Origin of the sequence: Mesorhizobium sp. STM 4661 (genome assembly GCF_000359125.1) — a bacterium.
In the GTDB taxonomy this organism is placed as follows: domain Bacteria; phylum Pseudomonadota; class Alphaproteobacteria; order Rhizobiales; family Rhizobiaceae; genus Mesorhizobium.
The window spans coordinates 1-26,654 of the sequence record NZ_CAAF010000062.1 but is presented as its reverse complement, the minus strand read 5'-3'; the positions used below and the strand labels follow the sequence as shown (position 1 = coordinate 26,654).

Annotated in this window: 21 protein-coding genes; 9 read left to right on the top strand and 12 right to left on the bottom strand. The window is 63.4% G+C overall.

Features of this window, described 5'->3' with window-relative positions; genetic code table 11:
• Nucleotides 1–118: 118 nt before the first annotated feature.
• From MESS4_RS20215 to MESS4_RS20185, 7 genes are all read right to left on the bottom strand, one after another.
• The gene (locus tag MESS4_RS20215; protein WP_006334971.1) at nt 119–577 is read right to left on the bottom strand and encodes a hypothetical protein; all 459 of its coding nucleotides are present in this window, start codon (nt 575–577) and stop codon (nt 119–121) included.
• A 120-nt stretch (nt 578–697) separates the two neighbouring features.
• Nucleotides 698–1,873 (bottom strand): MFS transporter, encoded by a 1,176-nt coding sequence (locus tag MESS4_RS20210; protein WP_006334970.1) that lies wholly within the window; start codon nt 1,871–1,873, stop codon nt 698–700.
• Between the two features lie 21 nt (nt 1,874–1,894).
• Complete coding sequence (locus MESS4_RS20205) at nt 1,895–2,635, bottom strand: NUDIX domain-containing protein (RefSeq protein ID WP_006334969.1); 741 nt, start codon at nt 2,633–2,635, stop codon at nt 1,895–1,897.
• 73 nt (nt 2,636–2,708) lie between these two features.
• Nucleotides 2,709–3,161, bottom strand: a complete 453-nt coding sequence (locus tag MESS4_RS20200; protein WP_006334968.1) for a DUF983 domain-containing protein — start codon at nt 3,159–3,161, stop codon at nt 2,709–2,711.
• Nucleotides 3,161–5,479 carry a ribonuclease R gene (gene rnr, locus MESS4_RS20195; RefSeq protein ID WP_006334967.1) on the bottom strand — a complete coding sequence of 773 codons (2,319 nt, stop codon included), beginning with the start codon at nt 5,477–5,479 and terminating at the stop codon, nt 3,161–3,163. The genes MESS4_RS20200 and rnr overlap by 1 nt, the downstream gene beginning before the upstream one ends.
• Nucleotides 5,480–5,485: 6 nt before the next feature.
• Nucleotides 5,486–8,098, bottom strand: a complete 2,613-nt coding sequence (gene topA, locus MESS4_RS20190; RefSeq protein ID WP_006334965.1) for a type I DNA topoisomerase — start codon at nt 8,096–8,098, stop codon at nt 5,486–5,488.
• 335 nt (nt 8,099–8,433) lie between these two features.
• Nucleotides 8,434–8,811: a hypothetical protein gene (locus MESS4_RS20185; RefSeq protein WP_006334963.1), complete on the bottom strand. Its 378-nt coding sequence runs from the start codon at nt 8,809–8,811 to the stop codon at nt 8,434–8,436.
• A gap of 199 nt (nt 8,812–9,010) precedes the next feature.
• On the opposite strand from MESS4_RS20185, the gene MESS4_RS20180 reads away from it, so the two are divergent.
• The 6 genes from MESS4_RS20180 (at nt 9,011) to MESS4_RS20155 (ending at nt 14,987) form a co-directional block, all read left to right on the top strand.
• Nucleotides 9,011–9,757, top strand: coding sequence for a cytochrome c biogenesis CcdA family protein (locus MESS4_RS20180; protein ID WP_006334961.1), 747 nt, complete (start codon nt 9,011–9,013; stop codon nt 9,755–9,757).
• Between the two features lie 168 nt (nt 9,758–9,925).
• Nucleotides 9,926–11,287: a bifunctional UDP-N-acetylglucosamine diphosphorylase/glucosamine-1-phosphate N-acetyltransferase GlmU gene (gene glmU, locus MESS4_RS20175; RefSeq protein ID WP_006334959.1), complete on the top strand. Its 1,362-nt coding sequence runs from the start codon at nt 9,926–9,928 to the stop codon at nt 11,285–11,287.
• A gap of 302 nt (nt 11,288–11,589) precedes the next feature.
• Nucleotides 11,590–13,413 carry a glutamine--fructose-6-phosphate transaminase (isomerizing) gene (glmS, locus tag MESS4_RS20170; RefSeq protein ID WP_036241743.1) on the top strand — a complete coding sequence of 608 codons (1,824 nt, stop codon included), beginning with the start codon at nt 11,590–11,592 and terminating at the stop codon, nt 13,411–13,413.
• Nucleotides 13,414–13,515: 102 nt separating this feature from the next.
• On the top strand, nt 13,516–13,797 hold the full coding sequence (locus MESS4_RS20165; RefSeq protein ID WP_036241742.1) for a type II toxin-antitoxin system RelE/ParE family toxin: 282 nt from the start codon (nt 13,516–13,518) through the stop codon (nt 13,795–13,797).
• A 47-nt stretch (nt 13,798–13,844) separates the two neighbouring features.
• Nucleotides 13,845–14,144 (top strand): HigA family addiction module antitoxin, encoded by a 300-nt coding sequence (locus MESS4_RS20160; protein ID WP_006334954.1) that lies wholly within the window; start codon nt 13,845–13,847, stop codon nt 14,142–14,144.
• A gap of 84 nt (nt 14,145–14,228) precedes the next feature.
• On the top strand, nt 14,229–14,987 hold the full coding sequence (locus tag MESS4_RS20155) for a DUF502 domain-containing protein (RefSeq protein ID WP_081609805.1): 759 nt from the start codon (nt 14,229–14,231) through the stop codon (nt 14,985–14,987).
• Here the strand turns inward: MESS4_RS20155 and recG are convergent.
• Complete coding sequence (gene recG, locus MESS4_RS20150) at nt 14,939–17,047, bottom strand: ATP-dependent DNA helicase RecG (protein WP_006334952.1); 2,109 nt, start codon at nt 17,045–17,047, stop codon at nt 14,939–14,941. The genes MESS4_RS20155 and recG overlap by 49 nt on opposite strands.
• A gap of 92 nt (nt 17,048–17,139) precedes the next feature.
• Between recG and MESS4_RS20145 the strand changes: the two genes are divergently transcribed.
• Complete coding sequence (locus MESS4_RS20145) at nt 17,140–17,427, top strand: succinate dehydrogenase assembly factor 2 (RefSeq protein ID WP_006334951.1); 288 nt, start codon at nt 17,140–17,142, stop codon at nt 17,425–17,427.
• A gap of 14 nt (nt 17,428–17,441) precedes the next feature.
• Nucleotides 17,442–20,939 (top strand): transcription-repair coupling factor, encoded by a 3,498-nt coding sequence (mfd, locus tag MESS4_RS20140; protein WP_006334950.1) that lies wholly within the window; start codon nt 17,442–17,444, stop codon nt 20,937–20,939.
• Nucleotides 20,940–20,974: 35 nt separating this feature from the next.
• Here mfd and ssuD read toward each other — a convergent pair whose 3' ends face one another.
• The 4 genes from ssuD to tauA form a co-directional block, all read right to left on the bottom strand.
• Nucleotides 20,975–22,132 (bottom strand): FMNH2-dependent alkanesulfonate monooxygenase, encoded by a 1,158-nt coding sequence (gene ssuD, locus MESS4_RS20135; RefSeq protein ID WP_006334948.1) that lies wholly within the window; start codon nt 22,130–22,132, stop codon nt 20,975–20,977.
• 44 nt (nt 22,133–22,176) lie between these two features.
• Nucleotides 22,177–23,025: an ABC transporter permease subunit gene (locus MESS4_RS20130; RefSeq protein ID WP_006334945.1), complete on the bottom strand. Its 849-nt coding sequence runs from the start codon at nt 23,023–23,025 to the stop codon at nt 22,177–22,179.
• Nucleotides 23,022–23,816, bottom strand: a complete 795-nt coding sequence (locus tag MESS4_RS20125) for an ABC transporter ATP-binding protein (protein ID WP_006334943.1) — start codon at nt 23,814–23,816, stop codon at nt 23,022–23,024. Before MESS4_RS20125 ends, MESS4_RS20130 begins: the two co-directional genes overlap by 4 nt.
• A 78-nt stretch (nt 23,817–23,894) precedes the next feature.
• A complete protein-coding gene (gene tauA, locus MESS4_RS20120; protein ID WP_006334941.1) occupies nt 23,895–24,902 on the bottom strand; it encodes a taurine ABC transporter substrate-binding protein in 1,008 nt (335 codons plus the stop codon).
• A 380-nt stretch (nt 24,903–25,282) separates the two neighbouring features.
• Between tauA and MESS4_RS20115 the strand changes: the two genes are divergently transcribed.
• A partial coding sequence (locus tag MESS4_RS20115) for a 3-deoxy-7-phosphoheptulonate synthase class II (protein WP_036241739.1) occupies nt 25,283–26,654 on the top strand: 1,372 nt, incomplete at its 3' end.

The window sequence follows — 26,654 nt, the reverse complement described above, 5'->3', positions numbered from 1 at the left end:
GGTTGAGGGGTGCTGGACGGAGTGCCGGCAGTGTCTAGCTGGAACACCCCTCATCCGACCGAGCTTCGCTCGGCCACCTTCTCCCACAAAGGGGAGAAGGGAAGGCCGCTGTCCGATTCTATGCGTCTTCCTTGATCGACGCAGCCGCCTTCTTCCAGTCGCCCGTCGTGTTCCACCAGCGGTTCGGGTTGGAGCGGTCGTCGAGACCCTTCGTGCGGCTGGCGAGCAACGGCTGGATGCGGATCACCGGCTCCTGATAGGAGTGCGCCTGATGGATCGCCTCGACGACGCGCTCGGCCAGCCGCTGGTCGTCGGGCAGTTCGAACGACACTTCGACGGTGCCCGGCCGCTCCCGCAAAACCGTCTCGGCGCCGGCGGCGGCGCCTTCGAGTGGCCGGTAGCGCTCGATGCCACCCGCCGACTGGAAGGCGTTGCTGTCGTAGTTGCCCATGCCGAGCGGGGTGATCGCGATCACCGCTTCCATGATGCGGTCGACGTCGGCGGGGGGCGCCTGAAAGCTGACAAGCAGCAGCAATTCCATCCGCACCGATTTCGTTTCAAAACCACTGTCGATCATCTGATGTCTCCCTGCTGAGGGTGGTTTGGAGCGCTGATATAGCAGGGGTGCTACTGACACGGTGATGTCAGCAGCCTGTCGCGGTGCGTGGCGAAGAAGGGGATCGGCGACGGCGTCGCGCTACAGGATTTTCCGCACGAGCCTGAAGGCGACCAGGGCGATATAGGCGGCGAAGAACAGGCCGAGCGACCAGCCGAAGCCGGATGGGCCGAACGCATCCATGCCGATACCGATCGCTTGCGGACCAAGCACCATGCCGACGCCGTAGCAGAGCACGAAGGCGGCATTGGCCTTGGCCAGTTCGTGGCCGGAAAGCTGCGAGCCGAGATGGGCAAGCCCGATCGTGTACATGGCGGCGACCACGCCGCCCCAAACGAACAGAAGTGCTGCCATCAGATGCCAGTTCTGAGCAAAGAAAGGCATGAAGATCGTGCCGGCGAGCCCGACGATGGCGCAAGCCAGCAGCAGATAGCGACGGTCGCTGACGCGGTCGCTGATCATGCCTATGGGGATCTGCAACAGCACGTTGCCGAGACCGATCATGGTGAGGAGAAGTGCGGCATTGGCTTCGGAGTAGCCGATGCGGTTGCCGTAAATCGGGAACAGTGCAAAGCCGCCGGTTTCGACGGCGCCGAAGACCAGCACGGCCGCCGTCGCCGTCGGCACCAGCCAGATGTAGCGCAGGAAATTGCTGGTTTCGCCGTCGGAGACGATTGTCGGGCTCTCGTTGCGCGCCGCGAGCACCGGTATTGCGGCCAGCGTCACCAGGCCGATGATGACGCCGAAGGGCCTGAAGCCGGAGCTGCCGAGATGGGCGAACAGCCATGGCCCGGCAGCAAAGCCAAGCGACAGGACCGTGGCGTAGATGCCGAGCACAAGGCCACGCCGGTGCGGCGGCGCCGACGTGCTGATCCAGAATTCCGACAGGATGAACAGCACCGTCAGTGCGATATGCAGCACGACGCGCAGCGGAAACCACATCCAGAAATCCGGCGCGAAATGGAAGCCGACAAAGGCCAGCGCACCGGCGACAATCATGGCAATCATGGTCCAGGCGACGCCGAACCGCATGGCAAGCGGGGTGGCAAGCGGTGCACCGGCGATCGAGGCCAGGCCGGCGACCGCGGTGTTGAGGCCGATCATCGACGCCGAATGACCGCGCGTTTCCAGGATGACGCTGAGCAGCGGCATGCCGAGGCCGATGGCGATGCCGACGACGCTGATCGACGAGATCGCCGCGACCATCGGCAACCAGTGTACGCGTTCCTCGCCCTTTTGCTGGGTATCGACCGTCATGGGATGTGGATGCTCTATGCTCTACAGAATTTCGCGGACAAAGCGATTGCGGACAGACCGGTAGAACGGCACGGAACCGCCGGGAAGCAGGAGCGGATCATCGGCGAGCCGACGCTCCAGTTCCTCCAGCAGCGTCCGCGTGATGTCAGGAACATCGGCCTCCCTGGCTTTGGCAAGCGGCAGCCAGACCAGTTCCTCCAACTCGTTGGTCGGGCCGCCATCAGGCAACTCCACCGCGACATCGCCGCGCCAGGCGCTGAAAAAGCGTGTGTCGAAACGGCGCACCCGGTTCGGCGGCGTGATGGCGCGTGCAATGAAGCGCAGTGCGTCCAGCGACGGTCTTACGCCATGCTCGACGAAGCCCTGCCAGTCGCGCGTGGTCGTCGCCAGGGCACCTTTCTGGCCGATAAGCAGGCCAGCCTCCTCATAGGTCTCGCGGATCGCCGAAAGCGCGATGGCGCGGGCGCGGGCCGGACTCGTGCGGCCAAGACCGGCGGTGAGGCCCGCTTCGTCCTTGGGGTGAAGGGCAGTGGCAACGGGAATATGGCTGTCGGCCGGATCGGTGCGGCCGCCAGGAAAGACGAACTTGCCCGGCATGAAGGCGTGACGGGCGTGACGCCGACCCATCAGCACCAGGAACTCGTCGCCCTTGCGGTCGAGCAGGATCAGCGTTGCGGCATCGCGCGGGCGAATTGGGCTTGTGCCAAGTACAGCCGCACTCCGCTCGACCTTGTCGATGTCCGCCTTGGTCATACCATCCATGCGCACGACCTAGCGGAATCTTCTGCCATGCGAAAGTGGCGTTCAGCCATCGCCGATTGCGCCAGTTTCTGTTTCAAGCCTCGGGATGAGATTCGATCCTGTCCTCTTCGCCACCGAAGCCGTGCATATAGAGCGCCCATTGCAGGCCGATGACAGCGCCCTTGACCGGCTGCAGCAACGCGACTGCCAGAAGAATGGTCAGCGGCACCCAGATGGCGATATGCTGCCAGGTGGAGAGGGTGGAGGTCGCCTCGACACCCATGAAGGCGCCGAGCACTATGTGGCCGACGATGACGATCACCAGATAGGCGGGCAGGTCGTCGGCGCGGTGGTGGTAAAGCTCTTCGCCGCAAACCTCGCATTTATCGACGGTCTTGACGAAGGCGCGAAACAGCTTGCCTTCGCCGCAATGCGGGCAGCGGCCGAGCAGGCCACGCTTCATCGCGGTCCAAAGCGGCCGGGCGGTCCGGCCCGAGTGATGTTCGCCGCCGAAAACCTGCGGTACCATTCCCAGTTCTTTTGCCATTACCGTCTCCTGCCGCGCGGGCCGGGACGCGATTGCGACGCCCGGGCGCGGCCCTTGGCCTTGTGAAACGACCGTTTGGAGCCGGGCAGCGGCTTTGGGTCGGTCAGCATCTCGAAACGCATTGCGCCTGCCATGGGCGCCACCTCGATCAGGCGAACCTCGACGCGGTCGGCAAGCTGATAGCCCTTGCCGGTGCGTTCTCCGAAAAGCGATCGGGCAGTTTCGTCATATATATAGTAATCGCCGTCCAGACTGGACACCGCGATGAAACCATCCGCGCCAAACTGCGGCAATTGGACAAATAGTCCCGATTTGGTGACGCCCGAAATGCGCGCGTCGAAACGGTCGCCGACGCGCTCGGCGAGATAGGCGGCGATCAGCCGGTCGACGGTGTCGCGCTCGGCGGCCATGGCGCGGCGTTCGGTACCGGAAATCAGCACCGAAACCTCTTCCAGCCGTTCCGCCTCATTCTGCGTCAGACCGCCCGGACCGAGGCCAAGTGCTGATATCAGCCCGCGATGCACGATCAGGTCGGCATAGCGGCGGATCGGCGAGGTGAAATGCGCGTAGCGTTTCAGATTGAGGCCGAAATGGCCGATATTCTTGGGCGAGTATTCGGCCTGGCTTTGCGAGCGCAGCACCACTTCGTTGACCAGCCCTTCATTGTCGGCGCCGCTGACGCGCTCCAGAATGCCGTTGAACTGGGCCGGCCGCATCTGCGCGCCACGCGCCAGCGACAAACCGAGCGTCTGCAGGAACTCGCGCAGCGATTCCTGCTTGGCGAGCGAGGGCGCGTCGTGGATGCGATAGACCAAGGCCTGCCGCTTCGCCTCCAATGTTTCGGCGGCGGCGACATTGGCCTGGATCATGAATTCTTCAATCAGCCTGTGGGCGTCGAGCCGCTCCGGCACGACGACGCGGTCGACGGTGCCGTCCTGCTTGAGCAGGATCTTGCGCTCCGGCAGGTCAAGTTCCAATGGCTGGCGTGCATCGCGGCCGCGCTTGAGGATGGTGTAGGCATCCCATAGCGGCTTCAGCACGGTGTCGAGGATTGGGCCGGTCTTGTCGTCGGGCGCGCCATCGATCGCGGCCTGCGCCTGCGGGTATGCAAGCTTGGCCACCGATTTCATCATGACGCGGTGGAACGAATGCCTGAGCTTGTGGCCATCGGCCGAGAACGTCATGCGCACGGCCAGTGCCGGGCGGTCCTGGCCTTCGCGCAGCGAACACAGATCGTTGGAGATGCGCTCCGGTAGCATCGGCACGACGCGATCCGGGAAATAGACCGAATTGCCGCGCTTGAGCGCCTCGCGGTCGAGCGCCGTGCCATAATTGATATAGGCGGCGACATCGGCAATCGCCACGGTGACGACCATGCCGCCGGGGTTCTTCTCGTCGGGGTCCGGTATGGCGAACACCGCGTCGTCATGGTCCTTGGCGTCGGCCGGATCGATGGTGACCAGCGGCAGGTCGCGCCAATCCTCGCGGCCGGCCAGCGTCGCCGGCTTGACCGCTTCGGCCTCGGCGATGACATCGGCCGGAAAGATGTGCGGAATGTCGTGCGCATGGATGGCGATCATCGAGACCGCCTTCTCGCTGGTCAGCGAACCCAGCACCGTCAGCACCTTGGCGCGCGGCAGCCCGTAGCGGGAGGCCCGCGCCGGCTCGACTTCGACCAGGTCGCCGTTCTTCGCGCCGTTCTGGAACTCCTTGTCGACGATCAGTTCGGGCTGGCGCCTTTCCACCGGCTCGATGCGGAAGGTACCATCCTTCAGCACGCGAAAAACCCCGAGAACGGCATCGGTACGCTTTTCGAAAATCTTCATCACCCGCCCGGTGTAGGCAGGGCCACCCGGGGCGGCACTCGCATCGTCGGTCGGGAAGGTCTTGGCCAGCACGCGGTCGCCGATGCCCGGCGCCGGGCCATTGCCGCCGCGTGATACGCGGATCGAGACGACTGGAGGCTCGCCACTGCCTACCGCTTCGGCCGGATGCGCCAACAGCACGCCGTCGCCGTCGCGGCCAAAGATGTCTAGCACGGCGACATGGGGCAGGGCGCCGACGCGGGCAAGCCGCTTGCGCTCCTTGGTCAGCAAGCCCTCGTCCTGCAGGTCGCGAAGCATGTCCTTGAGCCAGATACGGTCCTCGCCGCGCAGCGCAAAGGCCTTGGCGATGTCGCGTTTGCCGGAGCGATCCGGGTTTTCTGCGATGTAGCGCAGGATTTCGTCGCGAGAGGGCCGGTAATCGTCCTTGACCCTGGCCCTTGTGTCGGCGGTGCGCGGATCGCCGTGGCTTCGTCCGGTGATCTTGCGCGCCACGCCGGCCTATCCTTTTTTCTTGGCGGTCGGCTTCTTGGCCGCTGCCGGCTTCGCGGCCGATGCGGCCGCCCGGCGGAATGGCTTCTTCCCGCCACCGCCCTTGGCTTCCTTCTCGGCAATCAGCGCCACGGCGTCCTCGATGGTCACGGACTGCGGGTCCTTGCCCTTCGGCAAGGTGGCATTGACCTTGCCGAAATTCACGTAAGGCCCGTATTTGCCGTCGCGCACGACGATCTTGCCGCCGCCGTCAGGATGGTCGCCAAGTTCTTTCAAGGCGGCGGGCGTGCCACCGTTGCGGCCGCCCTTGCCCTTCAACTGCTTCTCCGCGATCACCGACACGGCGCGGTTGAGTCCGATCGAGAACACGTCCTCGATGCTGTCGAGATTGGCGTAAGTGCCGTCGTGCAGCACGAAGGGACCATAGCGGCCGAGCCCGGCGGAGATCATCTTGCCGCTCTCCGGATGCTTGCCTACGTCGCGCGGCAGCGCAAGCAGGGCAAGCGCCTTTTCATGGTCGATCGAGTCGACCGTCCAGCCCTTGGGCAGGCTGGAGCGTTTGGCTTCCTTGCCGTCGCCGCGCTGGATATAGGGGCCGAAGCGGCCGCTGCGCAGCGTGATTTCCTCCGCCGTGTAGGGGTCCTTGCCGAGCACCTTGGTGCCGTCCTCGCCATTGCCGTTCTCACCGTTGGGATTGGCGGCGTCGCCAAGCTGGCGGGTAAACGAGCATTCGGGATAGTTCGAGCAGCCGACGAAGGCGCCGAACTTGCCGAGCTTCAGCGAGAGGTTGCCGCTGCCGCATTTCGGGCAGATGCGGGGGTTCGAACCGTCTTCTCGCGCGGGAAACACCAGCGGCGCCAGTTCCTCGTTCAAGGCATCGAGCACGTCGGTGACGCGCAGTTCCTTGATGTCGGCGACCGCGCCGGAAAAATCCTTCCAGAAATCGCGCAGCACGTCCTTCCAGGCGAGCTTGCCGTCGGAAATCTCGTCGAGCTTCTCTTCAAGCGAGGCAGTGAAGTCGTACTCGACATAGCGCCGGAAGAAGCTTTCGAGGAAGGACGACAACAGCCGACCCTTGGCCTGCGGCACCAGCTTGCGCTTGTCGATGGTGACGTAGTCGCGGTCCTCGAGCGTCTTCAGGATCGCCGTATAGGTCGAGGGACGGCCGATGCCGAGCTCTTCCAGCTTCTTGATCAGCGAGGCTTCCGAGTAGCGGGGCGGCGGCTCGGTGGTGTGCTGGGTGGCCTTGATTGCCTCGCGGGCGAGCTGTTCGCCGGCCCGGATCTCGGGCAGACGGCGATCTTCCTCGTCCTCGGAATCCTCGTCCTTCTGCTCTGTGTAGGCGGCGATGAAGCCGTCGAAGCGAACGACCGAGCCGACGGCGCGAAGCTCCGCGGTGCGCGCGCCGTTGACCGCCTCGATCTCCACCGTTGTGCGCTCGATCTCGGCCGGTTGCATCTGGCTGGCAATGGCGCGTTTCCACACCATCTCGTAAAGCCGTGCCTGGTCGGCATCGAGATATTGCCTGACCGAAGCCGGGGTGCGCATGAAATCGGTCGGGCGGATCGCCTCGTGCGCCTCCTGGGCGTTCTTGGCCTTGGTCGTGTAAAGACGCGGCTTTTCGGGCAGATATCTTGGCCCGAACTCCTTAGCGATGGCGTCGCGTGCGGCGTCAATCGCTTCCGGCGCCATCTGCACGCCGTCGGTTCGCATATAGGTGATCAGGCCGGTGGTCTCGCCGCCGATCTCCATGCCTTCATAGAGCCGCTGCGCCACCTGCATGGTGCGGCTGGCCGAAAAGCCGAGGCGCGAGGAGGCGGCCTGCTGCAGCGTCGAGGTGGTGAAGGGCGGGCCGGGGTTGCGCCTGGTCGGCTTGGCTTCCACCGACACCGCTTTGAAGGTCGCGCCCTCGAGCATCGACTTGATGTCGTCGGCCTGCGCCTTGTTCGAAATGTCGAGCTTTTGCAGCTTCTTGCGCTCGAAGACAGTCAGCCGCGCCTCGAAGTTTTCCTTGCGCGGTGTGCCGAGGATGGCGGCGATCTGCCAGTATTCCTCCCGGATGAAGCGCTCGATCTCCGATTCGCGGTCGCAGACGAGACGCAATGCCACCGACTGGACGCGGCCGGCGGAACGGGCGCCCGGCAGCTTGCGCCACAGAACGGGCGACAGCGTGAAGCCGACCAGATAGTCGAGTGCGCGGCGGGCGAGATAGGCGTCGACCAGCGGACCGTCGATCTGGCGCGGATTTGCCATCGCTTCCAGAACCGACGACTTGGTGATGGCGTTGAAGACGACGCGGCTGACCGGCTTGTCCTTCAGCGCGCGCTTCTGCTTCAGCACTTCCAGAACATGCCAGGAAATGGCCTCTCCCTCGCGGTCGGGGTCGGTGGCCAGAATCAGGCCGTCGGCGTCCTTGACCGCCTTGGCGATGTCGGCCAGGCGCTTGCCCGAGGCGGTGTCGACGGCCCAGGACATCGCAAAGTCCTCATCCGGGCGCACCGAGCCGTCCTTGGCCGGAAGATCGCGGACATGGCCGAACGAGGCCAGAACCTTGTAGTTCTTGCCGAGGTACTTGTTGATTGTCTTCGCCTTGGCCGGCGATTCGACGACGACGACGTCCATGAGGTCTCATATCAGCTGTGGTGCGGCAGAAGGATTCCGCTGCGCGCGACGAAATCTCGTATAATTTGTCGCTCACATGGCCGCGCTTTTGCATCCGGTCAAGGGCAAGCGCTCAAAATGCATGTCTTGCACCGGCTATGCAATCCAGGAATGTTCACCGTTTTAACAGCCAATTTTGGCGAAGGAGCGCCTCGGCCAGTCGCATCGTCTACTGTGCGCGGGACGCAGGACCACAGGCAAGGAGGAACTGGCCGCCGGGGGGTGGTGGGGTGAAAACCCGGCGACCAGCCGCGTTCCCGCCCGTTAGAGCGGGATTCGAAAAGTGGGTCCGGGGCTCAGTCGGCCTTGGCGATATGCCAGACCTCGCCGACGCCGTCGCCGGTCACATCGCCGGCCTTCTTGTCCTTGATGAATGTATAGAGGGGCTTGCCTTCATAGGCCCACATCTTGGTGCCGTCGGTGCGCTCGACGACGGTCCATTCGCCCTCGGCCTTGGCGTCGGCCTCGGCCTTGAGCGGCGGCCAGTTGGTGGCGCATTTGTCGTAGCAGTTCGACTTGCCCTTCTCGTCCTTGTCGTAGGTGTAAAGCGTCATGCCGTTGGCGTCGGTGTAGATCTTGGCGCCTCCGACATCCGCTTCCTTCCAAGCTTCGGCGGCATGGGAGGCGGCGGTGGCGAGCAAAAGCACCGCCAGCCCGACTGTGATCGTTTTCATGGAAATCTCCTCGGGTGATCCAGGAAGCGCGCGCAAAATCGCGGCCTCTTGCCAATCAACGCTGCCTGCCGGTGCTTTCTTCCCGCAATTCTGTTGACCAGGTCCTCAGAACAGGGCGACGACTTGCCACGCGATGGTAATTGGCGGACCGACGTGGTCGCGGCTATATGGCAGCGCAAACATACATAAGGATACCGAAGTGGTACTGGATATCGGCTATGTCAGCGCGATCGGCGCGGGGGCGATCTCGTTCTTGTCGCCTTGCGTATTGCCGCTGGTGCCGCCCTATCTCTGCTACATGGCCGGCGTCTCGGTTGACGATTTCCGGGGCGAGGCCGGTGTCACGGCCAAGGTGGGCGCGCGCGGCGCGTTGATTTTTTCCTCGATCGCCTTCGTGCTCGGTTTTTCCACCGTCTTCGTGGCGCTCGGCGCCGGCGCTTCGACCATCGGCCATTGGCTGCGTGTCTGGCAGGAACCGCTGGCGATGGCGGCCGGGGTGCTCATCATCCTGATGGGATTGAATTTCCTCGGCATATTGCGCATCCCGCTGCTATCTCGTGAGGCGCGCTTCCAGTCGCAGGGAAAACCGGCCAGCCTGATCGCCGCCTATGTCATGGGGCTGGCCTTCGCTTTCGGCTGGACGCCCTGCATCGGACCGGTTCTGGGGCCGATCCTGACGCTGGCCGGCGGCCGCGAGACGGTGGGCGAGGGTGCGCTGCTGCTCGCCGCCTATTCGCTCGGCCTCGGCATCCCGTTCCTGATCGCGGCGCTGTTTTCCGGCGCTTTCATGCGTTTCCTCGGCAAATTCCGCGTCCATCTCGGTCGCGTCGAAAAGGCCATCGGTGCGCTGCTGGTCGTCGCGGGGGTGTTTTTCCTTACCGGCGGCGTCCAGACCGTATCCTACTGGCTGCTGGAGAATTTCCCGGTGCTGGGCCAACTGGGGTAGGTCGCCCAGATGCACGCCCTTGCCAGTGCCTTGGATCGAACCCGTAGACCCGCTGATTAAGAGTCAGCTGCTCGACCATCTCACCGGAATTTAACCGCATTGGTGCAGCATGGCGCCAATGCTATCTATTCTCCGATTCCCACCCCTTTTTCATATGGTTGCCGTTCCATGAGCCAGAGATCCTGCCTGTCCGTCATCCTCGCTGCCGGTGAAGGCACGCGTATGAAGAGTGCGTTGCCGAAGGTGCTGCATAAGATCGCCGGCCTGCCGATGGTCGCCCATGTCGTGAAGGCTGCGGAGGCCGCCGGCGCCGGCGATCAGGCGCTGGTCATCGGTCACGGGGCGGAAGAAATGCGCAAGGCAGCGCAGAAATTCGCGCCGAAGGCCGAGAGCTTCGTCCAGGAGAAACGGCTCGGCACCGCGCATGCCGTGCTGGCGGCTCGTGATGCGATATCAAAGGGTTACGACGACATCCTGGTGATGTTTGGCGATACGCCGCTGATCGATCCAGAGGTTCTGATCGCCGCGCGGCAGAAGCTGGCCAAAGGCACTGCCGTCGTCGTGGTCGGCTTCCGCACGTCAAATCCTTCCGGCTATGGCCGCTTGATCGAAAAGGGCGGCAAACTCATCGCCATTCGCGAGGAAAAGGACTGCACGGACGAAGAAAAGAAAATCACCTTCTGCAATGGCGGGCTGATGGCAATCGCCGGCAAGCAGGCGCTGAAGCTGCTCGATGCCGTCGGTCACAAGAACGCCAAGGGCGAATACTACCTCACCGACATCGTCGAGATCGCCGCCGCGCAAGGCCTCGATGTCGTCGCCACGGAGGCCAGTTTCGAGAATGCGCTCGGCATCAACAACCGCGCCGAACTTGCCGAGGCCGAAGGCATCTGGCAGACGCGCCGGCGTCGCGAGGCGATGCTCTCCGGCGTGACGCTGATTGCGCCGGAAACCGTATTCTTCTCGCACGACACCGAGATTGGCGCCGACACGATCGTCGAGCCCAATGTCTGGTTCGGGCCGGGCGTGAAGATCGCCGCGGGCGCGAAGATCCATGCCTTCAGCCATATAGAAGGCGCCACCATCGCTTCCGACTGCGATGTCGGGCCGTTCGCCCGGCTGCGGCCAGGCGCGGACCTGAAGCAAAAGGCCAAGGTCGGCAATTTCTGCGAGGTCAAGCAGGCGACGATCGAGGAGGGCGCCAAGGTCAATCATCTGACCTATATCGGCGATGCCCGCATCGGCGCCGGCGCCAATATCGGCGCCGGCACCATCACCTGCAACTATGACGGCTATTCGAAGTTCTTCACCGATATCGGCGAAGGGGCCTTCGTTGGTTCGAACTCCTCGCTGGTGGCGCCTATTACCATCGGCAAGGGCGGTTACATCGCCTCGGGCAGCGTCATCACCGAAAGCGTGCCCGACGACGCGCTGGCCTTCGGCCGCGCCCGCCAGAGGACGCTGGCCGGCAAGGGTAAGGAGCTGCGCGAGCGTTTTGCCTCGGCCGCGGCAGCCCGGAAAAAAAGCTAGCCCAAGGACATTCGTGCCAGCGCTGTTTCGCCGCCGACCGCCTTGTTGAAGGCACTAGCCGATTGTTCGTTCATAATCGCGTCATGTCTTTGACGGATTTCAGGAACCGCCGAGGCAGATAGGATAGGGGTAGGGAGAAACCGAGCGATCATGGTAACCGGATTGCAAGAGCGCCCTGTCATGGTGCATCTGTGCAAGAACAGTTCCGGCTGATACGGGACGAAACGCAATGTGATTTTCGCGGCAGCCCGGCCGTCCCTAAATAACGCTGGGTTTATGCGGGCAATCGGGGGCAAGCGGCAATGTGCGGTATCGTTGGAATTGTTGGTCACTCGCCGGTGGCGCCGCTCATCGTCGACGCGTTGAAACGGCTGGAATATCGCGGCTATGATTCGGCCGGTATCGCCACGGTCGAGGGCGGCCAGCTCGGGCGCCGCCGCGCCGAAGGCAAGCTGATCAATCTCGAGCGCCTGCTGAAGGACGAACCGCTCGACGGCATGATCGGCATCGGCCACACGCGCTGGGCAACGCATGGCGTGCCGAACGAAACCAACGCGCATCCGCATTTTTCCGACGGCGTCGCCATCGTCCATAACGGCATCATCGAGAATTTCGCCGAATTGCGCGATGAACTGATGCGCGACGGCTACACATTTTCATCGCAGACCGACACCGAGGTCGTCGCCCATCTGGTGGCGCGCGAGCTGGCCAAGGGCTTGAAGCCGGTCGAGGCCGCGCACCAGGCGCTGAAGCGGCTGGAAGGCGCCTTTGCGCTGGCCATCATGTTTAGGGGAGACGAGGACCTGATCGTCGGCGCGCGCAACGGCCCGCCGCTGGCCGTCGGCCATGGCGATGGCGAGATGTTCCTGGGCTCCGACGCCATCGCGCTTGCCCCGTTCACCAATTCGATCACCTATCTGGAGGATGGCGATTGGGCGGTGGTGCGACGCAACGAGATTGCCATTTTCGATATGGAGGGCAACAAGGTCGACCGCAAGCGCCAGCAGTCGCTCAGCACGTCCTTCATGGTCGACAAGGGCAATCGGCGCCATTTCATGGAAAAGGAAATCCATGAACAGCCCGAAGTCATCTCGCACACGCTGGCGCATTATGTGGATTTTGTTGGCGGAGTCTCGAAGCCGCTCGACCTGCCTTTTGACTTCGCCAAGATCGACCGGCTGGCGATTTCGGCCTGCGGCACCGCCTATCTGGCCGGCCTGATCAGCAAATACTGGTTCGAACGCTATGCGCGGCTGCCGGTCGACATCGATGTCGCCTCGGAATTCCGCTACCGCGAAATGCCGCTGTCGAAGAACGATGCCGCCTTCTTCATCTCGCAATCGGGCGAGACCGCCGACACGCTCGCCTCGCTGCGCTATTGCCGCAAGGCCGGGATGAAGATCGGTGCGGTCGTCAATGTGCGCGAATCGACGATGGCGCGCGAATCCGACGTCATCCTGCCGACGCTGGCCGGCCCGGAGATCGGCGTCGCCTCGACCAAGGCTTTCACCTGCCAGTTGTCCGTGCTGGCGTCGCTTGCCGTGCGGGCCGGCGTGGCGCGGGGAACGATTTCGCGGGAGCAGGAAAAGACGCTGGTGCGTGAGCTGTCGGAGGCGCCGCGCTATGCCAATCAGGTGCTGAAGCTCGACGGGCAGATCGAAAAGGTCGCGCGCGACCTCTCACACTACAAGAACGTGCTCTATCTCGGCCGCGACACCAATTTTCCGTTGGCCATGGAAGGCGCGCTGAAGCTCAAGGAGATTTCCTATATCCACGCGGAGGGCTATGCCGCGGGCGAGTTGAAGCATGGCCCGATCGCGCTGATCGACGAGAACATGCCGGTGATCGTCATTGCCCCGCATGACCGCATCTTCGAGAAGACCGTATCGAACATGCAGGAAGTGGCGGCGCGGGGCGGCAAGATCATCCTGATCACCGACAGCAAGGGCGCGGCGCAAGCCAGCGTCAAGACGATTGAGACGATCATCCTGCCCGACGTGCCGGAAATCATCTCGCCGATCATCTACGCGTTGCCGATCCAGATGCTCGCCTATTTCACCGCCGTGTTCATGGGCACCGACGTCGACCAACCGCGCAATCTGGCGAAATCGGTGACGGTGGAATAGGCTCTCGCCGCGAAGTCCAGCGGAGATTTCGTATCAGTAATTGATACTTCATGTTGCAAATCATTTTGTATCGGTGTATGATACAAAATGAGGGGTGCAACTTTGATCGTTTCGTTCAAAGGCAGGGCGGTGGAAGCGGTTGCGGCGGGTAGGGCGCCGAAAGGGTTTCCGCCGGATTTGGTTGCTCGCGCTGAACGCCGTCTTCGGGCGATCGACAATGCCGCCCAACTGAACGACCTTCGATCGCCGCCCGGAAACCACCTCGAAGCTTTGAAAGGAGGCCGCGCCGGGCAGCATTCGATACGCATCAACGACCAATGGCGTATCTGTTTCAGATGGACCACTGCCGGTGCCGAAGACGTGGAGATCGTCGACTACCATTGATACCTTTGAGCGGGCATTCGCCCCTAACCCTTTGAGGATACTGAGCTATGCTCAAGTTCGCACGCCCCATCCACCCCGGAGAATTCCTGCGCGAGGAGTATCTCGTTCCTCTCGGTATGAGTGCCGGCGCGTTGGCAAGAAAACTCAATCTTCCGCGCACCCGTATCGAGCGTATTGTAAAGGAGGAGATCGGCCTGACTCCTGATACGGCTCTTCGTCTTGCCAGGTTCTTTAACACGTCGCCCCAGTTCTGGATGAATTTCCAGCAAGCATTCGAGCTTGAAACCCAGGCGAGGAAACTCGCGCCTGAGCTGGAGAAGATCGAGCCGCTCGAAGCTGCGGCATAACGGGCGTCGTTTAAAAACTTCGCAATTCCAAAGTGCCTTCCGGTTCATTAATGTCGCGCTGCAATCTGCGCCGCGGTGTGAACCATGTCCGATGCTCTCAGAACTTCAGGCATGACCCGGCTGCGGAATTATTTCCTGACGGGCTTCATCGTCTGCGCGCCGCTGGCGATCACCGCCTACATCGCCTGGTCCTTCATCGGCTGGGTCGATTCCTGGGTAAAACCCTATATTCCCGCGCGCTACAGCCCGGACACGTACCTGCCGTTCCCGGTTCCAGGTTTCGGGCTGATCGTCGCTCTGGTCCTGATCACGCTGATCGGTTTCATGACCGCCAACATTGTCGGCCGCGCCATCGTCAATTTCGGCGAGCGCCTGCTCGGCCGCATGCCGCTGGTGCGCGGCATATACGGCTCGCTGAAGCAGATCTTTCAGACCGTGCTGTCCAATAAGGGCGACATGTTCCGGCAGGTCGGGCTGGTCGAATATCCGCGCAAGGGCGTCTGGTCGCTGGTTTTCGTTGCCAGCGAGAAGGAAACAGAGATCAACCAGAAGCTCGACCAGGAAGGCGATCCGCTGGTCGCGGTGTTCATGCCCTGCACGCCGAACCCGACCACGGGCTTCCTGATGTATGTGCTGAAATCCGACATCGTGCTGCTCGACATGACGATAGAGGACGGCGCCAAGCTGATCGTCTCGGCCGGCTTGGTGGCGCCGGAGGTCAAGGCCAAGATGGTGACGTTGAATGGCGAGCGGATTGAAGGCCCGCTTGCCAATCCGTCGGTCGGCGCCGGGCCTCAGCCGGCGCGCAGCAATCGCACCGCCTCGTCGCGGCCGAACAAATAGAGCAGCAGCCGAAGGGCTGAGCCGCGTTCGGATTGCAGTTCCGGATCGCGTGACAGGATCAGGCGCGCGTCGTCACGGGCGGCTTCAAGCAGGTCGGCATGCGCCTCGATGCGCGCCACCTGAAAGCCCGGCGTGCCGGATTGGCGGGTGCCGAGCAATTCGCCCTCGCCGCGCAGTTTCAAATCCTCCTCGGCGATGCGGAAGCCGTCCTCGGTCTCGCGCATCACCGACAGCCGGCGTTTTGCCGTCTCGCCGAGCGGGTCCTTGTAGAGCAGCACGCAGGAGGATGGCTTATCGCCGCGTCCGACCCGCCCGCGCAGCTGGTGCAGCTGGGCAAGCCCAAAACGCTCGGCGTGTTCGATGACCATGATCGTCGCATCGGGCACGTCGACGCCGACCTCGATGACCGTGGTGGCGATCAGGATGCGTGTCTCGCCTGCCTTGAAAGCGCGCATCGCCTCGTCCTTTTCGGCGCCCTTCATGCGGCCATGCACGAGGCCGATCCGGTCGCCGAACAACTGATACAGCGAGGCAAAGCGGTCCTCCGCCGACATCAATTTGATCTCTTCGGATTCCTCGACCAACGGACAGATCCAGTAGATCTTCTGTCCGTCGGCGACGGCGTCGAGCATGCGGCCGATCAGTTCGTCGAGCCGTTCCAGCGGCAAGGTGACGGTGCGGATCGACTGGCGGCCGGCCGGTTTTTCGGTCAGTTTCGACACATCCATGTCGCCGAAGGCGGTCAGCACCAGCGTGCGCGGGATCGGCGTCGCCGTCATCACCAGCATATCGGGCGCGTCGCCCTTGGCGGTGATCGCAAGCCGCTGATGGACGCCGAAACGGTGCTGTTCGTCGACGACGGCGAAGACGAGGTCGTGGAACGTTACGGTTTCCTGGAACAGCGCGTGGGTGCCGACGACGATGTCGATGTCCCCGCTCGCCAGACCGGCCAACGTGTCTGTGCGCTCACGGCCCTTTTCACGCCCGGTGAGGATGGCGACGCGCAACCCGGCGCGCTCAGCCAGAGTTGTGATGGTTGCAAGATGCTGGCGCGCCAGGATTTCGGTCGGCGCCATCAAGGCGGCCTGGCCGCCAGCCTCGACGGCGCGCGCCATGGCGAGCAGCGCCACCACCGTCTTGCCGGAGCCGACATCGCCCTGCAGAAGCCTCAGCATGCGTTCGGGATCGGCGAGATCGGCGTTGATCTCGGCCAGGGCGAATTCCTGGCTGGCAGTCAGTGAATAGGGCAGGGCCGCGCGCAGTTTGTCGACGATGCGGCCGTCGCCAATCAGCGGCCTGCCCGACAGGCGGCGGACTTTTGCCCGCACCAGCGCCAGCGATACCTGGCCGGCCAGTAGCTCGTCATAGGCAAGCCGCCGCCACGCCGGTCCCTCGATGGCCACATCGATCGGATCTGTCGGATAGTGGATCCGGGCGAGCGCGTCACCGAAGGCCGGAAAAGTCTGGCGGCGCATGAAGGCGTCGTCCTGCCATTCCGGAAGCTCCGGCAGACGGTCGAGCGCCTGGCCGATCGCCCGGCGCAATACCTTGCCGGAGAGACCGGCGGTCAGCGGATAGACCGGCTCGACCAGCGGCAGGTTTTCTGCATCATTGGCCAGCGCGATATGGTCGGGATGGACCATGGTCGGGCGGCCGTTGAACCATTCCATGCGGCCGGAGACCACGACATGCTCGCCCTCGGGCATCGCTTTTTCCAGATAGGCGGCGTGCGCATGGAAGAAGGTCAGCGCGATCTCGCCGGTGTCGTCATGGGCATAGACCCGGTACGGCACCGACCGGTTGCCACGCGGCGGCGGCTGGTGGCGGTCGATGCGTACGTCGAGGGTGACGATGGCGCCTGCCGGCGCCAGAGCGATGCCGGGCCGGTTGCGGCGGTCGATGACGGTGTTGGGCAGCACGAACAAGAGGTCGCCGGCGCGCGCGGCGCGGTCGCCAAGATCGGCGGCCACCACTTTCTCGATCAACGCCCCTACCTTCGGCCCGACGCCGGCAAGCGAGGTAATCGGGACGAACAAAGGGTCGAGGATGGAAGGACGCATGATGTCAGCTTATGTCGCGACAGCCTCAGCGCAAGGCTGACACCGTCCTCTATCCACGCTATATGCGCCGCTTCAGGCAAGGATGCGGCACGATGACCGGAACGAGACGATCAAGCGAAGGGCTCGATGCCCGCCGCCGCAAGCTTCTGTTCCGCTCGTGGCATCGTGGCATGCGCGAGATGGATTTGATCCTCGGCAGCTTCGCCGATGCCGAGATCGGTGTCTTGACCGGCGATGAAATCGACCAATATGAGAGGCTCCTCGACATTCCCGACACCGAATTCCTGCCCCTGATCACCGGCGAGCGCCCGGTTCCGCCCGATATCGACTGTGCCGTCCTGCAAAAAATCCTGGCATCGCGCCGGGCGATGAATTTCTAAAACGACGTGATTTCATGAGCCTCATTCCTTCCATCGGCCTGCCAAAGGGCCGCGCCGGCCGGTTCATCGTCGACGGCGTCGCCGACGGCTACGAGGCCTTCGCACTGGTGCAGGCAGCGCACGAGATCGCACCCGACAAGCCGGTGTTGTTCGTGGCGCGCGACGGCCAGCGCCTGCCGGCGATCATGGAAGCGCTGGCCTTTGCGGCGCCCGGCCTGCCGGTGCTGGAATTGCCGGCCTGGGATTGCTTGCCCTACGACCGCGTTTCGCCCGGCTCGGATGCCGCCGCCAGGCGGCTCGATGCACTGACGGCGATGATCGCGCTGGCTAGGAAGCCGCATCGCGCCGTCATCCTCACCACCGCCAATGCGCTTTTGCAGCGCATTCCACCAGCCGGACTGGTGGAAGCGCAGACGTTTCACGCCAGGCCCGGCAACCAGATCGACATGAACGCGCTGGTGTCGCGGCTGGAGATTTCCGGCTTCGAGCGGGTGCCGACAGTGCGTGGCGTCGGCGAGTTCGCGGTGCGCGGCGGCATTCTCGACCTGTTCGCGCCCGGCTGGACGGAAGCATTGCGGCTCGATTTCTTCGGCGACACGCTGGAATCGATCCGCGTCTTCGACGCCGCTACGCAGCGCACCACCGGGCAGCGCAGATCGATGGCGCTGCAGGCGATGAGCGAAGTGGCGCTGACGCCCGAAACCATCCGCCGCTTCCGCCGCTCCTATATCGAAGCCTTCGGCGCGCCGCAGCGCGACGACGGGCTCTACGCCGCGGTCAGCGAGGGCCGACGCTTTGCCGGCATGGAGCACTGGCTGCCGTTCTTCTACGAGCGGCTGGAGACCGTGTTCGACTATCTGCCTGATACGCCTGTCGTCTTCGATCATCTGGCGCATGAGGCGCTGGCCGAGCGCCATACGCTGATCCTCGACCACTATGAGGCGCGCCGGAAACAGGCAGATGGCGCGCTGAAGGACGCAGTGCCCTACAAGCCGGTGCCGCCGGATCTGCTTTTTCTCTCGCCCGAGAACCTGGTCGCGTCGCTCGGGCCGCGCGAGGCAATCGACTTCACCGCCTTCGATGCGCCCGATGCCGGTGCAAAAAAGGTCTACCACGCCGGATCGCGGCATGGCCGCAGCTTCGTCGAGGAGCGCGCCGACCCCAGCATCAATGTCTTCGACGTCGTCGTGAAGCACATTGCCGACGAGCGCGCGGAGCGGCGGCGCGTCGTCATCGCCGGCTGGACCGAAGGCTCGCTCGACCGGCTCGGCCAGATCCTGGCCGAACATCATCTTGGCAACCTCAAACCCGTTGCAACGCTGGCCGAGGCGGAAAGGCTCGAGCCGGGGCAGGCGGCTCTCGCCGTGCTGCCGCTTGAATCCGGCTTCGAGACCGAAAGACTGGTCGTCGTCGCCGAGCAGGACATTCTGGGCGACCGGCTGATCCGGCGCTCGAAGCGCAAGAAGCGCGCTTCCGACTTCATCGCCGAGGCCTCGTCGCTGTCCTCCGGCGACATTGTCGTCCACACCGATCACGGCATCGGCCGCTTCATCGGCCTGCGCACCATCGAGGCGGTCGGCGCGCCGCATGACTGCCTCGAAATCCACTATGCCGGCGACGACCGGCTGTTCCTGCCGGTGGAGAATATCGAGCTTCTATCGCGCTATGGTTCGGATTCAGCCGAAGCGTCTCTCGACAAGCTCGGCGGCGGCGCCTGGCAGTCGCGCAAGGCGCGGCTGAAGCGGCGCCTGCTCGACATGGCCGGGCAGCTGATCCGCATTGCCGCAGAGCGGCAGATGCGCGCAGCACCCGCTCTGGTGCCGGCGGATGGTCTCTACGGTGAGTTCTCGGCGCGTTTTCCCTATGAGGAGACCGACGACCAGCAGACGGCGATTGATTCGGTCATGGACGATCTGGCCGCCGGCAAGCCGATGGACCGGCTGATCTGCGGCGATGTCGGCTTCGGCAAGACGGAGGTGGCGCTGCGGGCCGCCTTCATTGCGGCGATGGAAGGGTTCCAGGTCGCGGTCGTGGTGCCGACAACGCTGTTGTCGCGCCAGCATTTCAAGACGTTTTCGCAGCGTTTCTCCGGCCTGCCGATCCGCGTCGCCCAGGCCTCGCGGCTGGTCGGCGCCAAGGACCTGGCCGAAACCAAGAAAGGCATCGCCGAGGGCCAGGTCGACATCGTCGTCGGCACCCATGCGCTGCTCGGTTCCGCGATCTCGTTCAAGAATCTCGGCCTGCTGATCATCGACGAGGAACAGCACTTTGGCGTCAAGCACAAGGAGAGGCTGAAGGACCTGAAGACCGATGTGCATGTGCTGACGCTGTCGGCAACGCCGATCCCGCGAACGCTGCAACTGGCGCTGACCGGCGTGCGCGAGCTGTCGCTGATCGCCACGCCGCCGGTCGACCGCATGGCGGTGCGCACCTTCATCTCGCCCTTCGATCCGCTGGTGATCCGCGAAACGCTGCTGCGCGAGCGCTATCGCGGCGGCCATTCCTTCTATGTCGTGCCGCGCATTAGTGATCTTGCGGAAATCCATGATTTCCTGCGTGAATCTGTGCCCGAGTTGAAAGTGGCGGTGGCGCACGGCCAGATGCCGCCCGGCGAACTCGACGACATCATGAACGCTTTCTACGACGGCCAGTACGATGTGCTTTTGTCGACCACCATCGTCGAATCCGGCCTCGATATCCCGACCGCCAACACGCTGATCGTGCATCGCGCCGACATGTTCGGCCTGTCACAGCTCTACCAGTTGCGTGGTCGTGTCGGCCGTTCGAAGGTGCGCGCCTATGCGCTGTTCACGCTGCCGGCCAACCGCAAGCTGACCGACACCGCCGAGCGCCGGCTGAAGGTGCTGCAGTCGCTCGACACACTTGGCGCCGGCTTCCAGCTTGCCAGCCACGATCTCGATATCAGAGGCGCCGGCAATCTTCTCGGCGAAGAGCAGTCCGGCCACATCAAGGAGGTCGGCTTCGAGCTCTACCAGCAGATGCTGGAAGAGGCGGTGGCCGAGGTCAAGGATTCCGGCGAGGTGCAGGATGGCGGCTGGTCGCCGCAGATCGCCGTCGGGACGGCGGTGATGATCCCGGAAAGCTATGTACCGGACCTGCAATTGCGCCTCGCCCTCTATCGCCGCCTTGGCGATCTCGAAAACACAGAGGAGATCGACGCTTTCGGCGCCGAACTGATCGACCGTTTCGGCCCGCTGCCGGAAGAGGTGAAGCATCTGTTGAAGATCGTCTTCATCAAGGCACTCTGCCGCAAGGCCAATGTCGAGAAGCTCGACGCCGGGCCGAAGGGCGTCGTCATCCACTTCCGCAAGCGCGAGTTTTCCAACCCGGTCGGGCTGGTCAAATTCATCGGCGAGCAGGGTTCGCTGGCCAAGATCCGACCAGACCATAGCGTTGTCTTTACCCGCGATTGGCCGACGGCCGAGAAGCGGCTTGCTGGCTCGGCGGTCGTCATCACGCAGTTGGCGCGGCTGGTGGAGAAGGCCGCGTAGCGGATTCCGGACATGCGGATCACCCTTGCCTTCGTTTAGGATGCTGCCACGCTCACCCGTGGCGACACCCCACGGCCGAACTCCACGTCCCAACTCCGCTCCGCCGGAGCCGATTCACCTTTCAGGCCAAGCTTGGGAAAGAGAAGCTCGGCGACGTTGAACACCTCCTCGAGGTGCGGATAGGCGGAGGCGATGACCGTCTCGATGCCGATCTCCTGATACTCGCGGATTCGCGCAGCGACATTGTCTGGGTTGCCGACCAGGGCGGTTCCCGCACCCCCGCGCACCAGGCCCGGTCCTGCCCACAGGTTCGGACCGACGACCAGCCGGTCGCGTCGGCCCTGATGCAGAGCCGACATGCGCTTCTGTCCAACGGATTCCGAGATATGAACGAAGCCGTTCTGGGCTTCAGCGATCAGGTCGTCGGTGACGTGGCTGATCAGCCGGTCGGCGGCGGCCCACGCCTCATCTTCCGTTTCCCGTACGATCAGATGAATGCGAAGGCCGAAGCGGATCGTGCGGCCCTGCGTCGCCGCCGCCTTTTTCACGCGATCGATTTTTTCAGCGAGCTGGTCGACCGGTTCGCCCCAGCTCAGATAGGCGTCCACGTGCTTGGCGGCGATTGCAATACCGGCATCGGAAGAGCCTCCAAACCAAAGCGGTGGATGGGGCCGCTGAACCGGCGGGAAGGAAATGTCGGTGCCGTGGGCAGAAAGATACTTGCCCTCGAAGTCCGCCGGCTCACCCGAAAGGATTCGCCGCCAGATGGTCAGGAACTCGTCGGTCTGCGCATAGCGCTCGTCATGGCTGAGCCTGTTGCCGTCACCGGCGAGGTCGGCCGGATCCGCACCGGTGACGACGTTGAGCAGGACGCGGCCGCGCGAAATGCGGTCCAGCGTGGCCGCATGACGAGCAAACAAGGCCGGGGTTCCGCTGCCCGGCCGAAGTGCCACGAGGAACTTGAGCCGTTCGGTGAGCGGGATCAGCCCGGCCGCCACGATCCAGGCGTCCTCGCATCGCGTTCCGGTGGGCAAGAGCACGCCCTTGAAGCCAAGCCGGTCGGCGGCTTGAGCGATCTCCTTGAGATATCCGAAGGTTGCCGGGCGGTGCCGCTCGTCCGTGCCGAGGTAAGGTCCATCGCCATGGGTCGGCAGGTACCAATAGAGGTCGAGAGGACGGCTGTTGTCGGACATTGGATTGTTCCTTCAGCGATACGGAATGTGTTGACCGGCAAGCGTCAGAGCTTGCCTTTCCAGGGGACGAGACGGCGCTCCAGCCAGCGCATTCCGCTGGTGAAGGCGAAAGCGAAGACGGCGATGACAATGAGACCGACGAAGACGATGTCGGTGGCGAGGAAATTGGCCGCCGACATGATCATGTAACCGAGGCCCGACTGGGCCGCGATCAGCTCGGCCGCGACCAGCGTGGACAATCCGGCGCCGATGGCAATCCGCAGGCCGGTCATGATTTCCGGCAATGCAGACGGAAGGATGATGCTCTTGAACAATTGCAACCGGTTGGCGCCAAGGGAGAGCGCGGCATTGATCCGTTCAGCAGGCACGGACCGGACACCGGCCTGTGCCGCAAAGCAGATCGGGGCAAAGGTCGACAAGGACAGCAGCACGATCTTGGAGGTCTCGCCGATGCCGAGCCAGATGATCAGCAGCGGCAGGTAGGCCAAGGGCGGCAAGCCCCAATAGAGATCGATCGGAACACTGAAGATACCCTTGACCCAGCGATTGAGCCCCATCAGCAGGCCGAGCGGAATGCCCAGCACAATGCCGACGCCGAGAGCCGCGGCGATGCGGCCAAGGCTTGCCAGCATGTGGTCGAGCAGCGTGCCGTTGGCATAGCCGTCGGCCGCCACGGCGCTGAACTGGGTCAGCACCTCGGCCGGCGACGGCAGGAAAAGCGGCGACGCCCAGCCGAAGTGCGCGGCGAAGAACCACAACGCAATCAGCGACGCCAGCGTGACCAGGCTGATGCCGAGCGTGCTTGTCGATGCAGGCCGGCGCGGCCGAGAAGACGGCTCGCGCGGAGCCGTGGCGGGCGGGAATGAAGTTCGGGAATTGGCGGCAAGCGTCATTGCAAGTTTCCTGTTCGGGCGCCTTCGGGCTTGTGGATGAGCGAGCGGATTTCCTGCCGCAGTTCGATGAAACGCGGGTGGGATTGGATCGGCCCGATGTCGCCGCTCTCCGCGAAGTCGCGAACGAAGTCGGCTTCAAACCGGGCAACGATACGGCCTGGCCGAGGCGACATCACAACGATGGTCGTGCCGAGCGTGAGGGCTTCCTCGATCGAATGGGTAATGAACAGGATTTGCTTGCCGGTCTTGGCCCAGACCGAGGCCAGAAGCTGCTGCATCGTCTCGCGCGTCAGGCTGTCGAGGGCACCGAACGGCTCGTCCATCAAAAGGATCTTCGGATCGGTGGCCAGCGCTCGCGCGATGCCGACGCGCTGGCGCATGCCGCCGGACAGTTCGTAGGGCGGCTTTTCGGCAAAATCGGCGAGCCCGACCAATTCCAGCAGACGCCTTGACCGCTCCCGGCGTTCACTGCGCGGCACGCCCTGGAATTTCAGGCCGAGAGCAACATTGTCCAGCACGTTGGCCCAGGGCAGCAAGGTATCCTTCTGGAAGACGACGCCGCGGTCGCCGCCGGGCGCTTCGATTTTCCGTCCGTCCAGCGTGATCGTGCCTTCGGTGAGCGGCAGGAAGCCGGCGATCGCACTGAGCAATGTCGACTTGCCGCATCCGGAAGCACCAACCGCGACAACGATGGAAGCGGGAGCGATGTCGAGCGAGATGTGATCGAGCGCGTGTACTTCCTCGCCGTCCGAGGCCGGAAAGGTGACGCTGGCGTCGCGGATTCGAAGCATGATGGTCTCCGGACAGCCTGGTTGGAGGATTTCCACCAACCAGGCCGGGTATCAGAAAATTCTAGGTCGAGGCCATTTCTAGTTCGACGCCTTGGCAGCGTCCGCATATTCCGGATCGGCGAACGCGGCGTAGCTGTCCTTGATAGCGGTGATCTTGTGCTGGTCCTTCAGAAAGCCTGCTGTGTCCTTGAGGATTTTCGCAACGGCGCTTTTCTCACCACCGCCCAGCCATTTGTCGGACACCTGATCGTCGAGCGGCGGAACGACCGTTGTCTTCAAGTGCTCCGAATTCTCGGCCGCCGTGCCGCCCTGCAATCCGGCGATCAGCTTGGCGTTCTCGGACTCCGGCCCCCAGGCGGCCGGGTTGGCCAGATAGGTTGTGTTGTAGCCGTCGATCAGCCGGACATACTGGCCGAGGAAGTCGGGATTGGCCTTGGCGAACGCGCCGGTCACGACCAGCGCGCTGAAGGTCGGCGCGCCACGATCGGCGACCTGGCCGGCCGTGAGCAGGACTTTGCCGTCCTTCTTGAGTTCGGAGAGTGCCGGATCCCAGACAAAGGCCCCGTCGATGTCGCCGCGCTTCCAGGCCGCGACGATCTCAGGCTGCGGAATGGCGATGACCTGGGTTTCCTTCTCGGAAATGCCTTCCTGCTTGAGGACGGCGAGAAGCTGATAGTGGTCCGTCGACACCGGCGCGGCGGCGAGCTTCTTGCCCCGCAGGTCGGCCGGCGACTTGATATCGGGGCGCACCACCAAGGCCTCGCCGTCACGCGAAACCGAGGAGATGTAGAACGCCCTCACGTCGATGCCCTTGCTGACGGCCGCGGCGAACGGGCTCGATCCGACGTCGCCGATCTGGACGTCACCGGATGCGATGGCGGCAAAAATGTCGGCGCCGGAATTGAAGCGGCGGAATTCGATATCCCAGCCGGTCTTCCTGGCGAGATCGCCATTGGCGATGCCAAGATTATAGGGATTGGCGCCGGTCTGGTAGGCGATGACGACTTTCTTGTCGTCGGCATGCGCTGCCGCGGATGTGGCGGCTATGGCAAGCCCGACAAGGGCGGCGGAAATCAGTTTTCGCATGGGACCTTAATCCTTTTGAACAGAGGCGCAGCCTCGATTGCCAGCCCTACCCGAGGGGCTTTGGATTAAAGTCAACTGATATTATAGACTTAGATAGCAATGAAATTCTGAAAAGCCGCTCATGGGTAAAAAAGAATTCGGCTTGAGCCCTTGATGGTCATTGCCCAACTCGGGTGCGAGGACGTGAAATGTCACGAGGCACCTCTTGGCCAAGAGCCTGCGATGGACAACCTGCATGGCAATGACATCCAGGCTATGCCATTCGCCAGGCAGCCAATTCCGGTCTAGAATAGGAAATCGGCTTCGTGTATGGAGCTCGATCCCATATAGGGCGGAAACGGCGGGCGATGGCGCCTGCTTGAAAGAACGTTGGTGCAACGATGACGAAATGGTCGCCGAATTCGTGGAGAGCAAAGCCGATCCAGCAGGTTCCTGCCTATCCGGATCTCGATGCGCTGAAGAACACGGAAGCCCAGCTTGCCAGCTTTCCGCCGCTGGTTTTTGCAGGTGAGGCGCGCAAGCTGAAGAAGCAGCTTGCAGCTGTCGCCGCCGGTGACGCATTCCTCCTCCAGGGCGGCGATTGCGCCGAGAGTTTCGCCGAGCATGGCGCGGACAATATCCGCGACTTCTTCCGCGTCTTCCTGCAGATGTCCGTAGTGCTGACCTTCGCCGGCGCGCAGCCGGTGGTGAAGGTCGGCCGTGTCGCCGGCCAGTTCGCCAAGCCGCGCTCGTCCGATAGCGAAACCAAGGGCGGCGTGACGCTGCCGAGCTACCGCGGCGACATCATCAATGGCATCGAGTTCGACGCCAAGTCGCGTATTCCCGATCCTGCACGGCAGGAAATGGCCTACCGCCAGTCGGCGGCGACGCTTAACCTTTTGCGAGCCTTCGCGCAGGGCGGCTATGCCAGCTTGGAGAACGTGCACCGCTGGATGCTCGGCTTCGTGTCCGACAGCCCGCAGGGCGAGAAATACGGTGCGCTCGCCAACCGCATCACCGAGACGATGGACTTCATGAAGGCCGTCGGCATCACCTCGGAGACCAACTACGCGCTGCGCGAGACCGATTTCTACACCAGCCATGAGGCGCTGCTGCTCGGTTACGAGGAGGCGCTGACCCGGGTCGATTCGACCTCCGGCGACTGGTACGCCACCTCGGGCCACATGATCTGGATCGGCGACCGCACGCGCCAGCCCGACCATGCCCATGTCGAATATTGCCGGGGCATCAAGAACCCGCTCGGGCTGAAATGCGGTCCATCGCTGACGCCGGACGGCCTCTTGCAGCTCATCGACCTGCTCAACCCGGAAAACGAGCCCGGCCGGCTGACGCTGATCGCGCGCTTTGGTTCCGAGAAAGTCGCCGATCATTTGCCGAAGCTGGTGCGGGCGGTGCAGAAGGAAGGCCGCAGCGTGGTCTGGTCGTCCGACCCGATGCATGGCAACACCATCGAAGCCGCCGGCTACAAGACGCGGCCATTCGACCGCATCCTCAAGGAGGTGCAGACCTTCTTCGAGGTGCATCGCGCCGAAGGCACGCATCCGGGCGGCATCCATGTCGAGATGACCGGCAAGAACGTCACCGAATGCACGGGCGGCGCCCGCGCCATCACCGCCGAGGAATTGCAGGATCGCTACCACACCCATTGCGACCCGCGCCTCAATGCCGACCAGGCGATCGAGCTGGCCTTCCTGGTGTCCGACCTCTTGAAGAAAAGCCATCCGGTGCAGCACAAGCAGGCCGTCAACGGCT